This window comes from Paenibacillus sp. MDMC362, from assembly GCF_003269305.1.
Classification (GTDB): Bacteria; Bacillota; Bacilli; order Paenibacillales; family Paenibacillaceae; genus Paenibacillus_AQ.
The window spans coordinates 176470-192565 of the sequence record NZ_QLYT01000038.1; the positions used below are offsets into that span (position 1 = coordinate 176470).

At 47.5% G+C, this 16096-nt stretch carries 11 protein-coding genes; 6 read left to right on the top strand and 5 right to left on the bottom strand.

Features of this window, described 5'->3' with window-relative positions:
• Positions 1 to 65: 65 nt before the first annotated feature.
• The gene (locus DP091_RS19885; RefSeq protein WP_258394626.1) at positions 66 to 2681 is read right to left on the bottom strand and encodes a glycosyltransferase; all 2616 of its coding nucleotides are present in this window, start codon (positions 2679 to 2681) and stop codon (positions 66 to 68) included.
• 387 nt (positions 2682 to 3068) lie between these two features.
• Here DP091_RS19885 and DP091_RS19890 point away from each other — a divergent pair, with 387 nt between their 5' ends.
• Positions 3069 to 3389 carry a DUF2642 domain-containing protein gene (locus DP091_RS19890; protein ID WP_258394627.1) on the top strand — a complete coding sequence of 107 codons (321 nt, stop codon included), beginning with the start codon at positions 3069 to 3071 and terminating at the stop codon, positions 3387 to 3389.
• Positions 3390 to 3591: 202 nt separating this feature from the next.
• Here the strand turns inward: DP091_RS19890 and DP091_RS19900 are convergent, their stop codons facing one another.
• The gene (locus DP091_RS19900) at positions 3592 to 4950 is read right to left on the bottom strand and encodes a glycosyltransferase family 2 protein (protein ID WP_113059917.1); all 1359 of its coding nucleotides are present in this window, start codon (positions 4948 to 4950) and stop codon (positions 3592 to 3594) included.
• A 200-nt stretch (positions 4951 to 5150) separates the two neighbouring features.
• Between DP091_RS19900 and DP091_RS19905 the strand changes: the two genes are divergently transcribed.
• Both DP091_RS19905 and DP091_RS19910 read left to right on the top strand, forming a co-directional pair.
• Complete coding sequence (locus tag DP091_RS19905; RefSeq protein ID WP_113059918.1) at positions 5151 to 6935, top strand: DUF3658 domain-containing protein; 1785 nt, start codon at positions 5151 to 5153, stop codon at positions 6933 to 6935.
• Between the two features lie 101 nt (positions 6936 to 7036).
• Positions 7037 to 8110, top strand: a complete 1074-nt coding sequence (locus tag DP091_RS19910; protein ID WP_258394628.1) for an acyl-CoA dehydrogenase family protein — start codon at positions 7037 to 7039, stop codon at positions 8108 to 8110.
• A gap of 62 nt (positions 8111 to 8172) precedes the next feature.
• On the opposite strand, the gene DP091_RS19915 is transcribed toward DP091_RS19910, so the two are convergent.
• The 3 genes from DP091_RS19915 to DP091_RS19925 are packed head-to-tail and all read right to left on the bottom strand — an operon-like array spanning position 8173 to position 11873.
• Positions 8173 to 9285 (bottom strand): Ger(x)C family spore germination protein, encoded by a 1113-nt coding sequence (locus DP091_RS19915; protein WP_258394629.1) that lies wholly within the window; start codon positions 9283 to 9285, stop codon positions 8173 to 8175.
• Positions 9285 to 10361: a GerAB/ArcD/ProY family transporter gene (locus DP091_RS19920; protein WP_113059920.1), complete on the bottom strand. Its 1077-nt coding sequence runs from the start codon at positions 10359 to 10361 to the stop codon at positions 9285 to 9287. The genes DP091_RS19915 and DP091_RS19920 overlap by 1 nt, the downstream gene beginning before the upstream one ends.
• A 6-nt stretch (positions 10362 to 10367) precedes the next feature.
• On the bottom strand, positions 10368 to 11873 hold the full coding sequence (locus DP091_RS19925) for a spore germination protein (RefSeq protein WP_113059921.1): 1506 nt from the start codon (positions 11871 to 11873) through the stop codon (positions 10368 to 10370).
• A gap of 166 nt (positions 11874 to 12039) precedes the next feature.
• On the opposite strand from DP091_RS19925, the gene DP091_RS19930 reads away from it, so the two are divergent.
• The 3 genes from DP091_RS19930 to DP091_RS19940 all read left to right on the top strand — a co-directional run bounded on the left by DP091_RS19930 (position 12040) and on the right by DP091_RS19940 (position 15946).
• Positions 12040 to 12822: a YqzG/YhdC family protein gene (locus DP091_RS19930; protein ID WP_113059922.1), complete on the top strand. Its 783-nt coding sequence runs from the start codon at positions 12040 to 12042 to the stop codon at positions 12820 to 12822.
• A 183-nt stretch (positions 12823 to 13005) separates the two neighbouring features.
• A complete protein-coding gene (locus tag DP091_RS19935) occupies positions 13006 to 14568 on the top strand; it encodes an ATP-binding protein (protein WP_113059923.1) in 1563 nt (520 codons plus the stop codon).
• Positions 14569 to 14695: 127 nt separating this feature from the next.
• Positions 14696 to 15946: a multidrug effflux MFS transporter gene (locus tag DP091_RS19940; RefSeq protein ID WP_113059924.1), complete on the top strand. Its 1251-nt coding sequence runs from the start codon at positions 14696 to 14698 to the stop codon at positions 15944 to 15946.
• Positions 15947 to 16096 lie beyond the last annotated feature (150 nt).

Consider the following 16096-nt stretch of genomic DNA (forward strand, 5'->3'; position numbering starts at 1 on the left):
TAATCAAGAAAAACCCCCTCCATGATCTGATTGTAGAATCAGTCATCTTGAAGGGGTTGCTTTTATTATTTGGTTGTTATTTCTGTTGCAGCATGGACAGACGAGCATAAGTGGCTGACTGCTTGAGTCGCTCCGATCCGGTCCAATACCTGCAGATTGGATATTTGGGTTAGCAAGGAATTGAGCTGCTCTTCATGATAGCTTAGGGAATCGACCCAATAATGATCGGAGTGGACCTTTGAGTGGACATCGGTAGAGCCGCAATAAACGACTTGATCAAATCGAACCTCCGAGAACAGATCAATCCGGTTTGTAAAATACAGCCGCGGACCTATTTTTCGGGTCCCTACGATGAGATGTCCATGATATACATGGGTATACACAATCACAAGCAGATGTTCGTCCTCGCTCAAACCCTTCACAATCTGCTGCCAGCGTCTGGGATTGTTCTCCCAAACGGTAAGACCGAGCACCAGCACCACTTTTGTTCCAGCTTGATTGATTCTGGACGCGATTTCATCCGGACGTTCTACCATATGGAAAAGGCTATCCGGTCCTTTTGGCGATCTCCACGGTTTGCTCCATTTTTGTTCATAGTAAGCTTTGTTTTTATTCCATAACTCGTTATAGACATGATTCTTAAGCTTCTTGATCGTAACGCTCCCGTGATGATAAACGAAGGCGTCTTCCACGATGGCCAGGCGGTACCCTGCATTCCGGACACGTTCACAATAATCATCGTCTTCAAACATCCCGAGTCCATAAGCGGGATCCAGTGCCCCCACACGTTCCCACACACTCCGCCTAATGGCTACACAGAAAAATCCAAGCAGATCGGTATAACGATATCTTCGCCGGTAACGCTCGTAGAATTCGCTTAGCCAGCGGGGATGAGCGCCTTGGACAGCATCCCCTATAAAATGATCCAACGCTTGATCATTCCCCACGTGATTTGACATTGGACCTGTCATAGCTAACATTTCGTCTTTCTGAAAAGGTCTCAGCAGCCGCGAGATCCAGCTTCCATCCGGAACCACCGTATCATTATTGAGCAGAATGATAAATTCTCCGCTTGATTGCGTGCATCCCAGCGTGTTGCCAGCGGCAAAACCGAGATTCGTAGGCGAGGTGATCACTTTGATCAGCGGATGATTTTGACTCCTAAGATAGGATGGTGTCTGATCATTTGAGGCATTATCAACGATGATAATCTCCAGGTTCGGATAATGACCCGGTTGAAGGAGTCGATGAAGGCATTGCTGTGTATAAGACCAGTTATTATGAACAACCAGGATGACACTGACTTTGGGGAACAGGTACCGCATGATATTACCATGGAGCACTTCATATCGATGATCCCAGTTGTTGCGTTCGGCAAATTGCTGGCGCTGTTCAATGACGCTATGCTCGGACTGTCGAAGGGCAGCTTCAATCGCCGCTTCGAATTGCGCGGGAGTATCCGCAATCGTGACCAGGTGATCTGCAACGGTTATCACTTCAGGAAGTTCCGTAGAGATGACCGGCTTGCCGGCTGCCAAATATTCATACAGCTTAACGGGATTGGTAGCTTGCGTCAGCTCGTTCTTCTTGAACGGAATTAAAGCGACCTGGAAGCGATGCAGATAAGCAGGGAGTTCATGATACGGCTTCTCACCCAGCAATAATACGTTACTCAGCTCCTTGATCCCCGAGGTGTCACAGCCGAAAGTATTTCCAATGAGGACAAACGTCCAATCCGGCCGACTTTTGGCGAGTGACTCCATCAGCTGAATGTCAAACCAGTCGGATATCGCCCCGTAGTAACCAATTATCGGCTGATGAATAGACTCAAGTTCTGGCAGCCCCTCATCAGGCGGCTTCGAGAAGTGAGCAGTATCCACTGCATTGCGGATAAGTACAGCGGAAGGATTGTACTGGGAGGCCCGGTCATAGAGATGCTGGGAGCTTGTTACCACGAGCCCCGCTTCCCGAAGCAGCTGTTCTTCCAGCAGGAGCATCGTCTTGTCGTTCGTTGAGAAACCGGCATGATGATCCATGCAATCGTAGACGATATGATGCTGATCCATAGCGGTAACGAGTGGAGTCCAGAATGGAAGATCCACGATGGAGACCAGTTGGGATAATCCAAATTTATCCCTTACATGCTCTACCGCCCACTTCAAATATTGGATATCCCAATATTCCATTCGATCCCGGTACAAATTCAAAGGCTGATTGGCGCATAAGGTGACCAGCCATATATTTCGATCAATATTTTTAACCTTAACTTGACGGCTGACTTCTTCGCTTGACGCGTCTTCTTTTCCTAACCCAACAATCTCGGGATTTACGTAGAACACTCGATGTCCCTTCTGAGCGAATTGCTCTGACATCTGCTGGGGGCGCTGCCATCGGAACTGCCAATCAATGACGGGAAACCGCATGATGTCGTACAACGGCATCGTACCGGGCTCAGGCTGCTCGCCAGCGGGCATGTTTATGTCCCCGGACTGGACAGGAACCTGTTCCATTAGTTGTATGGATCGCGCGTATGTCATTGGTAATATGGAAGCGGGAGTTGTAGGTGGAGCCGATCGCTTCCTCCGGAAATTTTTCAGGGCAAGTTGGCGCTGTTTCCATTGACGCATGGCTGAGCGATGGGTTGGAGATTTACGTCGGCGGTAAGGCTTGATTTTAGTCAAGGTTAGCCTCCTCTCTGGTGCAAGGGTCTATTTAACAAACTATGTATCATTCCAAGTATCTGTATGGGTAGAACACCAGATGAAGGGGAAAAACCGGAAATGATCGGAAAGCGCACCGCTGATTGTTGGCTTCCAGTGTCCAGGAATTAGGCAATTTCCTTATCTTTGACCGTCCAGGTTACCATTGTCCCGGCTTTCACATAAGGTACCAATGACTAAACAAAAGGGGGGACACTTGTGAGGAGATACTGGAACAGGAATCTCGGTGGGGGATGCAAAGGAATCACAGTCCGAAAAAAGAAAAAGCGTAAACAAACCTCGCATTCGATATGGAGTAAATTTATATCTCTGCGTCGAAGGCTCATCCGCAGTATTGCAGGAATCCGATTGCAGATTGTTCGATTGAATGAACGGCTAAATGCGCTTCAAGAGCAGGTGAACAGTTTACGAGGTGGATCAAGTCCAGGGGCAGGACCAGGACCAGGAGCAGGACCAGGTGCAGGACCAGGTGCAGGACCAGGTGCAGGTCCAGGCAGCAGCGTCATTGCTTTTTTAAGAGGCAGGCTGAACAGCCGGATTACAGTGGAAACAACGGCAGGCACCATATTCGGGACACTGATCGCGATTGGAGAAGATTATGTTCAGATTGCAGAGCCGAACGGTAGCATTGTCATAATCCCGCTTCGCAGTATCTTGTCTATCGCTTGATAAAAGAGAGGAGGAAGCAGATAGTATGGACTTTTCAGAAATTCTGGCTACTTTCGTGGGCAGAAGGGTAGAGGTTGTTCAGGTCAATCAATTTCTGCAAGGTCAGTTACGATCCTCAGCAGACGGACTAATTACAGTGGAAGTGGTAAGCTCGAACTATATCCCTACCTCTCAAGTAGTCACTGTGCTTAATGAGAGTATTTCATTCGTGCGCATTCTGCCTCTCTGAAGGATTGTCATGTTTCCATGTTTCGGTCTTGTCAATAATGGAATTCTTCCATTTCAAGTAATGATGGGGGTGTCGATGCGTCAAGCTGGTCATTCTTAGTCTTCGGTGGTACAACGCATCCGCCACGTGGCATAGCTTGTGTGTAACGGATAGCTTCATTAATTGTCCGATATCCTCATACAATCTCCCTTCAAAGAGAGTGCGAGGATCCCAGCCATCGACCTGTTTAAGTATAGGAACATTAAACATGCGCGGAGCTACGGCTGGGGCCTCGTGCAACAACATATTCGGAGACAAGGAGGAAGGCGCTGCTTTAACTCCTTGATACACGAGTTGTTTATTCGCGCGTTCCAGCCATTCCGTATGATTAGCATACACGACGGCGGCATCCTGTTGGCTGCGAGCTTCCCTCAGGAGGATGTCCAGCGCATCAGGAGCAAGCCAGTCGTCGGCATCCAGCTCCAATAACCAGGGGGCAGTTGCTATATTCAATATTCTGTTCAGAGCTCGTGATTTGCCTATATTCTCTTCTTGCCGAATCAACTTAATGCGTGGATCCTGGGGCAGTCTCATCAGATAATGTGCGGTCTCTGCATCGGTTGACCCATCATCGAGAATCACAAGCTCCCATGCTCCGAAGGTTTGTGCTAATACGGACCGCACAGCCCAAGGAAGATACGCTCCATCATTATAGGTGCACAAAGCAATAGTCACTAGAGGAGGGCAGTCAATAACCGGTGGCTGTGATTGGCATTGGACACCGGCTTGGAGAAGAGGGAATAAGGCATGCCATTCCTCAGCTTCTTTCATCCAGGGGGGAGCCTTGCGTTGAAGGTATAAGATTCCATCGGAATCAACTTCCGTCCATTCATACCGCGTGGATAACTCGAATTGTTTATCGATCAATACGTACTTCTGGAATGGCTGCTGTTCAATAGTTCTAAAACCCGGTGTCTGTCCTGTCATGATAGTTTCTGTGCGCCATAACAGCGGACCACGGGGAATCCGTAAAAGTGGACCGTAACTGTTCCTGGATGGTGACAACTGATCTATATTCGAAGCGGTATTCGTGATATAGCCGGCAGAGTAGTCGTTGCAGGAACTCAGCCACCGTTCAATCTCTGCCTTGGCATGAGGCTGGACGGTATCTCCGGCATGGAGCGTCATGAACCACGGTCCAATCTCCCGGGCAATTGTCTCATTCAGGAACGATGCGGTCACTTCTTCGCTAGGAATTATCACAGGAAAGGCATCGGAGAAAACGCGTTTTATCGAGGCAGCGGTATTCTCGCTTAAATGGGGATATGAACCTGGAAGAATAAACACCAGCATAACCGTTCAGTTCCTTTCTATCTTATCTTGGCCGTTGTTAACCCCTATTCGTTAACCCAATCCTGTTTATCGTATGCCCGCAAGCGCTAGGCGGATACAACAGCCTATAACATTCTCTAAGTTGCGACGCTCTAGTAAATCGGGAATAATAGAACCTAGAGGCAAAAGCCGGAACCTTTAGATGGGGGAAAATAAATCAGATGAAATCGACTCATAGTCATATCATTCAGCAAGCTCAAGATTTTGCACGTTCCGTGCATGGACAAGATTCCAGCGGTCATGATTGGTGGCATGTTCAGCGTGTCACCCGCATCGCCCGACTCCTAGCTTATCTTGAAGGGGCGAATGCATACATATGTGAGTTGTCAGCCTACCTGCATGACGTTGCTGATGAGAAGCTGAATGAATCGAAGGAAGCGGGTTACGAGCGGGTTCAGCAATGGTTGAACCATGCCGGTGTTGAAGCATCTGACCAGGAGAACGTGTTGGAGATTATTAGTACGATGTCGTTCTCAGGCGGAACGGGGAGCGCCATGCGTACATTGGAAGGGCGAATTGTACAGGATGCAGATCGTCTGGATGCGATTGGTGCAATCGGGATTGCCCGTACTTTCGCTTATTCCGGATGGAAGGGACAGAGCATGTACGATCCATACATTTCCCTTCGGGAGCATATGACACAAGAGGAATATCGAAAAGGCAAAAGCACGGCCGTTAACCATTTCCATGAAAAGCTTCTGAAGCTGAAGGATAAAATGAATACGGAATCGGCAAGGCTGCTGGCAGATGGCAAGCATCAAAGTCTCGAGCTCTTTCTCCAGTTATTCGATAAAGAGTGGGCGTTGGGGAATGAAGCCTACCTGCACGAATCCCCGATTCATCGCCGGAATGTATCACGTGTCCATATTGCCTTCGATGATTCAACGGCAGGGTCGTTAAAGATGATGCTGCGCTCGAAACCGGGAGAGATCGTGGTTACATTGGGCGATAACCTTATGGTAGGGCCGCTTCCCCAAGACCATGATTTCTCCCGTTCGTTCTCTACCCGAAATAAGTGGTTTCAGGAACGATACAGCATTGCGCATGCGGAAGACAGAAAATTAACGATGCTGCAAGCCGCCTTCGATTGGCTGACCTGGCCCCAGCAGCTGACCGAGATGCCGTGCTTGATATGGGCTGGCGATTCCGCTTCGGAACAGCTAGGCTTACGCAGGTTGTTGTCTTTGATACCAGATCATCCAGATGTCATATTGGTAAATGCGACAAGCGTTCATCGTCAGCAGGATCCAAACAGTTGGTATCGGGGAACGTTTGAGATGACTTCAGATAAACTTAAAATCGCGCTGGATACAGCCGAGCAAGTTCCATTATCGCCGCAGGATCAGGCTGGCTATCGTGCGGATTGGCAGCGTCTCGTAAACGACGATGGGTTCCTGCGCGTCCTTCAAGGCGAGCGGCTGTGCACCGTTCCTGAATCTTACTATGATGTAGATATACTTCAAGCCGCTTATCGTCTTGAGGCCAGACATGGGTTCTTCAAGAAATCAGCCCGCATTATTGGCGAGGTGATCGGAATGGGTGAATTAACCGTTTCCGACTCTTTTATCGAATATCGGGTTCGTCACCTGATTCAGGAAGGCGCATTAACCTACTCCGGCGAGCTGGATTCCATGCGAAATTACAGCATATCACTTGTGGATGCATCGACTTCCGAGGAACAGTGGAGCCATGAACAACGCTTGGCTAAGATCGTGAAGCTGAAGTCGCTGCTGCATGAGATGATGGAAATTAACATTGCAGAGAGTGGATTCATGGAAGAACTACGCCAATTGGATGCAGAGGGTCTGGGAGCATCTGTTTCCTCCAACCAGGAAGCTGTTACGACCAGCATACAATCTCAAATCGAGGACTTTATGAGTTCGTATCAACATCATCAAGAACAACGTATATCCTTGATGGGTTCCCTGGAGAAGGTGTTAACCTAGGTCGATGAAACGGCCCCGAAAGAATAGCGGAAGCACATTCGTACAAGGTTTCAATCGTTATCCATTCAGACCGAAAAATGAAAGTGGAAAGTGGTGGAGTTATGTTATTTACAGCACAGCAGATTCAAACCATAAGAGAACAAGCGCTTGAAATGGACAAGCGCCGACAAGTAACCCCCGAAGTGTTGGCAGCAATATACGATCATCGTTTGTTTCACTTGTTTGTGCCCGATGAGCTTGAAGGAAGAATGACCTCACTGCCGGAGGCTGCGCGCATTTTTCAGGAGAGTGCCAGGATCGACGGCAACCTGGGATGGCTGGTTACGATTGGTGCAGGTGGAGGTTTCTTTGCGGCGCTGATGAGCCAGGAGGTGAGCCGCCGCGTATTCGCGCACCGCGAAGCCGTGATTGCGGGCAGCGGGATGCCAACAGGTACGGCAAGACAGGTCGATGGCGGATATATTGTGAACGGCAGCTGGAAGTATTGCAGCGGTTCTACCCATGCAACGACCTTTACGGCCAATGCAGTGATTGAACCGGGTTCCGCGGTACAGGATGCAGCTGATGTGCCGACTGCGGACCAGGACGAGTCCCGTATTCGATCCTTTATCCTGAATCCTGATCAAATCAAGATTCTGGAGGATTGGAATGCTTTCGGACTAAGGGCAACGGCGAGTCATACAATATCCGCCGTGGAGGCGTTCGTGCCGGTGGAGATGACGTTCTCCCTTACGGAAACCCAAGCATATGAGAACGAAACGATCTATCAATATCCCTTCCTGCCGTTTGCCCAAGTATCTTTTGCTTGCGTCGCTGCAGGCATCGCCGAGCATTTCCTTGAGGCCGCGGAATCGCTTGCGACACAGCGAGGAAGCTCTTCTCATGTGTTCAGCAAGCTGGAGGAGCGTAAGGCTGCTTTGGAGCTATCTGTTTCGGATTTTTATAAAACGGTGGAAAGCTCATGGGAGGAGCTGCTGCGTAATGGTAAAATATCAAATGCAACGGAAGTAGAGGTAACCGCCCGCAGCATAGCGGCAGCCCAAACCGCGTTATCCTGCGGCCAGCAGATGTTCCCGCTGTTGGGTTTATCCGCTGCGATGGAAGACGCCGATATCAATCGCTGCTGGAGGGATCTTCAGACGGCATGCTCGCATTCGCTGCTAAGAAACTTCTGATGGAGAAAAAAACCATGAGCTGCATACCAAGCAACTCATGCATTATTCGGGCCTTTCCCATTTTATCGGAACTTGCCGTAATCTTTAATATGCACTTCAACCGAACATTCCACCGGAATCTTCTGAAGCTCCTGTCGCCAATTCATCTTTTTCCACTGCTCATAGCCAATACGGTTGCGGACAACCGTTCCTATTCCCAGGCTATCCACCTGATGCTGTTTCATGAGCGTAATGATCGCATCGCCTTTTTTCGAAATATACTTACTGATCCGCTTCTCCAGCTCATGCCGTTCCTGATCCTTGCTCAATCTGGCATCGCCAATGTATTCCAGGACAGTGCCGGTCACTTTAATATGATACGTAACTTTGTCAACGCCTTGAGCTCCACGGATGACTTTAATTTTACGCGAGCTGATCAATGAACTGAACATGACAATTTCCTTCGTGTCGCCAGGCTCCGACAGTTCAATATTAATTTGGCCATCTCTGAATTTACCCTTTAGAAATGCAAAGACCATGGCGTCCTGTGGTTCGATCTTCGTAACGTAACGATCATCTCGAAATAATGCGATTCCATTCGTCGTAATGTAGTTATTCTCATGCTTCTTCAGAATCGGAGCAACGGGGTCTACACCCTGATCGAAAAAATCCCTGGCAAAGTTGAATAAAGTTACCTTTGGAATCGTCTGCCCCAGCGCTTCTTTTTCAAGCAGCATGTCGATATATCGGCCTGTACGCGGATGCTGCTTGTAATCGTCGATCAACAGCTCGCCTGCATTTCCTTCAACCACACTCACTTTGACCTGTGATGAAATGGAGGGATCTCTGAACAAGGTGTCCAGATGTCCGTGCAGTCCATTTTCCGCCATCGAAAGACCGAACAAGACGTTGCGGATTTGTCCGCTTACCAGCAGCATTCCCGTTCTCCGGGACATGATCATTTTCGCTTCTTTGCTGCTTTCGGCGTTCGCCGTCAGTACCTCCCGTTTAGCGCTAGTTTCCGGATCCGCTTGCGGAATCGAGACCGTAATGGCTAGCTTGCCATCCGGCAGCAAATCATAACTGGTGGTCTGGATGAAACCCAGATCTTCCAGAATCCGCTGATCTCCGCAACCTGATAGAGGGATGATACACAGCAGGAGGAGCAAGTATGTACATTTTTTTAGCATATCCATCACGCTGCCTTTTTTCGACGCTGCCATAGCAGCAGAATGATTAATAAACCCGGTACGACATAAGCGAATCCGATCTGGATATAACCCAGATACAAAATCCATTCCCGGATGGTATTCAATACGGTTGGAATATAGGAAATGCCCAAGGCAAAAAGAATGATAAAGAAATAGTGGACATTGATTTTGATCTTCGGGAAAACGCGTTGGGTGCTCTCACCGGCTGCCCAGAAGTACAGGACGAGGGTGATGATGGTGGTGAACAGGAAGAAGCCGTAGAAGAGATTCTCAATTCGTTCCATGAACGGCAGCTTGATGTATGCCAATAAGTCGAGTAATGGAAACAACATAACCTTCAGCATATCGCTGCCAATGACTCCGAACGAGACAAAACCCAAGAGAACATAGGATACTGTACGTATAAGATGTCCGTAAATAACGGCCCTGAACAATTTTGTCTTCTTATCGGTGTAGGGAAACAATAGTAAACACAGCTCGTACCCCATATATGCCAAATAGATATGAAAGAATCCTTCGGTCATGTTGCTGTTGTCTTGAAAAATATAAGGCGTTAAACGCTCAAATCTGAATTCCCCTGTATAGTAAATAAGCAGCAAACTCATCCAAATGGTGCACCAGAAGAAAACGGTCGAAGCCTTGGAAATGTTATAGAGTCCTTTGGTCAGCAGCATAAAGGCTAGAACATCGATCGCAATCTTGAATACCATCGGGTCGGTTGTCGGAAAGGCAAACATCTGAAAAATCAGTACATATTCCTTGGCAACAAGACAGCCAATTAGTGCCCATACCATGCTAAAAGCCAGATAGAAGGGGACCAGGATGAACTTAGGGATGCTTTTCTCCAGTATTTCAAAGATCGATTGCCCTTTGCCCAGCCGATACACCCAATATATTAGGTAAATATTGAGACAGATCAGAATGGATACCGGGATCACAATAAGCCAGCCATTTGTCCCGAAATACTGGGCTTCGATCTGTGCGATGCTGAATACGTAGACGCCCGTTTGAATCATATAGATGAGGATGGCTGTATGAAATTGGGATAGTTTTTCTTTCAATTGTCCTCACCTCTTCATTTTTAACTTCACTTTGTTTCTCGCTTTAACTTGAGTTGGCCGCTTGGCCAGGGCGGAAAAAGGCAGTCTCATAAATACGTCTTTCCAATCATAGGGCTCAAAAGGAGCAATCGGCGATAAATAAGAGCTGCCAATACTCGTCAAACCGCTAAGGTGAATGACGATATACGCCAGTCCAAAGGCCAGACCCAAATTGCCCCAAAATCCTGCCATAATGATGAGTCCGAATCGGAGCAGGCGAAAAGAAGCGCTCATGACATAATTGGGAATAACAAAGGAGGCAATAGCCGAGGATGCGACGGCGATAATCAGAATGTTACTGGTTAATCCTGCCTGCACGGCAGCTTGTCCTATGACGATACCGCCCACGATACCAATGGTCTGACCGATCTTGGTGGGCAGTCTGGCCCCGGCCTCCCTCAGAAGCTCAATGGTTGTCTCCATCAGAAGCGCTTCAAATATTGGTGGGAAAGGCACTCTGCTTCTGGACTCGGTTAATGTCAGCAGCAGATTCTGTGGAATCATCTCATAGTGAAAGGAGGTCACCGAGACGTAAAGGGCCGTCAACGTCACCGTGATGATGAGCGCTGCAAACCTCAAGAACAAGGTCGCCGTACCAATGCTCCACCTCTGGTAATAATCATCGGAGGATGAGAAGAACTCAAAAAAGTTGACCGGAGCGCTGAAGGCAGTTGGACTCCCGTCCATCATCCCGACGACTCGACCTGAAACCAGCTTGGATGCAATCGTATCCGGCCGCTCGGTGGTCAGAAATTGTGCGAAGATCGAATACGGAGCGTCATCAATGCACTGAATTAGCATGTTTGTATCATGTATAGCATCGATTTCAATATCCTTTATTCGCTTTATCACTTCATTAACATATTTCTCATTCGTGATGTCCTTGACGTACAGAACATAGACATCGGATTTTGTGACTTCTCCCACGGAAAGTTTAATGACTTTGAGATGAGAACTCTGAACTCTCTTTCGAATTAAAGACAGATTCGTGTAAGCCTGCTCGGTAAACGCCTCGTGCGGCCCAATAATGATGGATTCCGTTTCGGATTCTGCAACCGTACGGGACACCGGGAATATGACATCGATCATGTATGCATTTTCCTCGTAAAAGATAGCCGCCATGCCGCTAAGAATGCCTTCAACGCATTGTTTGGTATCCGTTACCGGTTTAAATTGGGATTGTTCCGTTAACAACGCAAGCGGCGCTTCAGTGGTCAACACAGGGGGAAGCAGATCACGCTCCAGCCGGTCCTCATTGATTAAATGACTGAAATACAGAACATGCAGACGTTTATTAAGATAGGATTTATGGACAAAATCGGCAGCATGATCAAATTGATCGATGATATGCTGCAGTGTCAGCGTTGCTCCCTCCTGGGGATGTGGGTCCTGTTGATTATCTTGAACCGGACCTTTTTCAGCATGCTCATGATTGACTAGAAAGATGGACTTTAACTTCTGCTTCATTCCCACGTCTTTACACCTCGGATTCCTGCATAGTCTGTCATAGTGTGCGTACGTTGCACTGGATTTATCCAACGAATCCCATCTCGAATCGAATTAGGAAGACCGTTAGCGGGAATCTTAGGCTTGAGAGACGAAGCCAGCTTTAACTAGAGGTGTAAAGAGGAGGTTTACTATGCTGGGCAGTATCTTAATAGCCGGTGTTTTATCGCTTGGGATTAGTTCTGGTCATGATCAAGGGATTAAAAACCCTCAGGATTCTTATGATCAGCAGGGTATCTTTGAATCCGGTGGTGAGCTTGTGGAGGAGGCTGTGAGGGCATGCGAGAAACGTTTCGGTACAGCCGTCTATTTACCGCCGCAGTTGCCGCCCGTCGCTTTCACGCATCAGTATGGCCGCTGTTATGACATGGAGGGCGGATTGGACGAGCATTTGGAGATTCATTATCTTAACCGATATAAACCTGATAATGACTACAAAATCGAATTATATCCGCTGGAGAATAAACAGCGGTTGAAACATCTATCATTTCAGGAATCGGAGCTGACAGATCATACAACCGTAAATTTTTTCAAGGGGCCGATCAATACGCTGCAACTGTTAGTAGTGGAAAAGGGGAACTGGCAATACCTTTTAACTGCCGCAAATGGCGCTTCATCAGAAATCAGGAAGCAGGAATTGACAGAAATTGCAGAGTCCTTGTCCTATGCGGTGAACAGCAAAGACCCTGCTTACGCCAAGTGGGGAGCGTTTGCCGTCACGGAAGCAAAGCGTAAATACAATATGGATGTAGTCGACTACCTCTATATGGGAAGAACCACGATCTCTAGTGAACTGGCGGAGGAAAAGTTTAAACTTTGGCTTAAGGAGGGGGCTCGTGAATTCGGCGTATATGTGACCGTAGCGTTTCATCCAACAACCCATCAGTTCATATCGATTCGGTACAAGGAAATCTAGCCGGAAATCGAGCTTGTTAGCAGGAATGAACACGATTTCCTGAAAGAGATTCACGGTTGCTTTTTTATGAAGTCGTGTTTTCCTGCTGTTCAGACGCATACATATGGTGTACCATATTTGGTGAAACTTGCCTCCGTGATTTCTACATTTTGCGCCAGTAATAGTGGTTTAGGAGTGATTCGCTTGTCTTTTATAGTACTTAAGCTCCTATTTGTTCCATTGATATCGGTTTTTATTATGGTGTCATCGGTTTATCTTGGATATCAAACGTCAATCCCTTTGATGCTGCTCACGGCATCGTTACTGTTTGCATCCGTTTTTTTTGATCGAAAATTCGAATGGCTTCGCAATATTCAGTTTCTCTTTCTCGGGGCGTTTCATTTTGCCAGCCAATTGAATTGGTGTATCTTGTTGTATTACATACTTATCATCAACCTTATTCATAAAAAAGAGCGTTTCATAGAATCGTTGCCGCTGTGCCTTCTTATGATCCTTCAATATTCCATCATTCGTCTGACTTATGTGCCGATTACAAAGTACAACATACTGGTCGCTGTATTTGATTGTTTGTCATCCTTTGTCATCGTGGTTTCTTTTCACTTTGTTAACTTTCTTGAATCGGAGAAGAAGAAGTTATATAAGCAAAACGATTATCTGACATATCACGATCCCTTGACGGGACTTCTGAATTATGATGGATATTTGCATAAAGTCCAGCATCTCGTTGAGTTGAACAAGCCCTTCCAGTTGGTGCTGCTGGACATCAATAATTTCAAATCGTTAAATGCGAAGGACATCTCTACAGCTAATGAGATTCTGATCAGCTTTTCACGTGCGCTGCGCAAGCTGTTCCTGAGCGATATGCTGGCAGCCTCCCGGTATGCAGGGGATCGCTTTGCTGTTCTGCTCCCCGAGCATGTCAACATCGATAGCAGCTTGTTCAATTTTGAGAGTATCGGCGTACAGGTGACTTATAGCATCACTTGTTACCCGCACGAAGCCTTAACTTATCAAGAGATGATCAGCACGGCTGAAGACCGGATATTTCAAATGCGGCGCAATTCCTGGATGAGAGGCCAGGAGGAAATGATCCGAACGGAAAAGATGAAGATGGTCGGGGAATTGGCTGCCGGAATGGCCCATGAAATTCGGAATCCGCTTACGTCCATTAAAGGCTTCATCCAACTTTCCAAAAATCAAGGTTATAACATTCAGCCCTGGTATGAGGTCATTATGGGAGAAATCACGCGGGTAGGGGAGCTGACTGCAGAATTTTTGCACTTTTCCAAGCCGCATGCCAGCAATATGAGGGTTGAATCACTAACGAATTGCTTGACCCGGGTCTACTCCTTGTGTGAATCCGAAGCCGCTTCTCGCGGTCATTTATTTAGACTGGACTTAAGCGATGAGCCGATTCAGATTCTCATGGATCGTGATAAGATCATCCAGGTGCTCATCAACTTGATCCGCAATTCCTTTCAAGCGATGGAGCACACCGGCACAGTCCGACTCTCGCTCAGGACGGAAGAAAGAATGGCTGTAGTGGAAGTTGAGGATACCGGAAAAGGCATTGAAGCTGAAAATTTGATCAAGATTTTTGATCCGTTCTTTACAACCAAAGAAGAAGGAACCGGCTTAGGACTGTCCCTGTGTCAAAAAATTGTAGAGGACCATGGTGGCAGAATAACGGTTCACAGCGAGCTAGGGATCGGCACGACGTTTACCTTGCGGATACCACTGGCTTAGAAAATTTGGATGGCAATCAATCGAAATATATCCTATGATAGGATAGTTGTTTAACAATCCAACATGGTTTTGCACAAAGTTCATACTCATGCATCAATGTGTTGCAGGAAAGGAAGTAACAGATCGTATGTCAATATCCACAAAAGAAGCCGGTTCAACCATGGTTCTATCTCGCAGGAAGAGGCTTCAGTTTGCCTTGATTCTCGGATCTCTTTCGGCTTTCGGGCCACTTTCCGTTGATATGTATTTACCTGCACTTCCTAAACTCTCCGAGAGTTTGGGATCGCCAGCATCGTTGGCCCAATTAAGCCTGACGGCATTTTTGCTTGGTCTTGCACTAGGACAGCTTGTAGCAGGCCCACTCAGCGATATTCGGGGAAGAAGAGCACCACTCATCATATCCTTGATTATTTATTCGGTTACCTCTTTACTCTGTGCGTTTGCCCCAAGTATATGGGTTCTGGTTGCACTTCGATTTGTACAGGGAGCAAGCGGAGCAGCCGGTATTGTCATATCCAGGGCTGTCGTCCGGGATTTATACACCGGTTCGGAGCTGACCAAATTTTTTACATTGCTGATGCTGATCAATGGATTAGCGCCCATTATCGCTCCAGTATTCGGTGCGTTTATCCTGAATTTTGTCTCTTGGCGCGGCGTTTTTGTTGTCCTGTTCCTGATTGGACTGCTTATGCTGCTCGCGGTATGGTTTGGTCTTCCGGAAACGCTCAATCAAGAGAAAAGGGCCAATGGAGGGATCAAACAAACCTTCCGTACTTTCGGTACGCTGATTCGGGACCGCGTATTTGTCGGCTATGCGCTCTCCCAAGCGTTCGTATCAGCCGCGATGTTTGCGTATATCTCAGGATCACCGTTCGTACTGCAGGATATCTTCGGCGTATCGCCGCAAATGTACAGCCTGTTCTTTGCCGTTAATGGGGTTGGCATTGTGCTGTTCTCTCAAATTACGGGTAGATTGGCCTCTCGCGCAGGGGAAACCAAATTGTTGACAACGGGTCTCATCATTGCGGCCTTTGGCGGGACTTCGCTGTTCGCAATCACCTGGCTCGGCGGGGGATTGCTGCTGATTGCCCCGATGTTATTCCTGATTGTTTCTGCCGTCGGCATGGTCAGTGCAACGACAACATCACTGGCGATGCAGAAGCAAGCAGCTCATACATCAGGCAGTGCGTCCGCGCTTCTTGGATTACTGCCTTTGTTATTAGGCGCAGCCGCAAGTCCACTCGTGGGCCTGGGAGACGGGACGACTGCTGCACCTATGGGAACAGTCATCGGGATTGCAGAATTGCTGGCCGTAAGCTCGTTCCTGTTCCTTGTTATGCCCTTTAGCCATAGGAAAGAGACGCCGGTCTCTTTGTAAATTTAGTCAGAACATATAAAGAACCCGCACATCATGGTGCGGGTTTCTTTGGTTTATAAAACAATCTGAATGAATTACCTGTAATGTAATCATAATACCAGAGAGTAAACGAAACCGGACTTAGAAAAGTAACCCGAAAGTAGAGAAAAA

Coding starts and splice junctions, on each gene's coding strand:
- DP091_RS19900 (WP_113059917.1), bottom strand. CDS start 4,950: ATGCTGGTGTTTATTCTTCCAGGTTCATATCCCCATTTAAGCGAGAAT.
- DP091_RS19905 (WP_113059918.1), top strand. CDS start 5,151: ATGAAATCGACTCATAGTCATATCATTCAGCAAGCTCAAGATTTTGCA.
- DP091_RS19910 (WP_258394628.1), top strand. CDS start 7,037: ATGTTATTTACAGCACAGCAGATTCAAACCATAAGAGAACAAGCGCTT.
- DP091_RS19915 (WP_258394629.1), bottom strand. CDS start 9,285: ATGGATATGCTAAAAAAATGTACATACTTGCTCCTCCTGCTGTGTATC.
- DP091_RS19930 (WP_113059922.1), top strand. CDS start 12,040: ATGCTGGGCAGTATCTTAATAGCCGGTGTTTTATCGCTTGGGATTAGT.
- DP091_RS19940 (WP_113059924.1), top strand. CDS start 14,696: ATGTCAATATCCACAAAAGAAGCCGGTTCAACCATGGTTCTATCTCGC.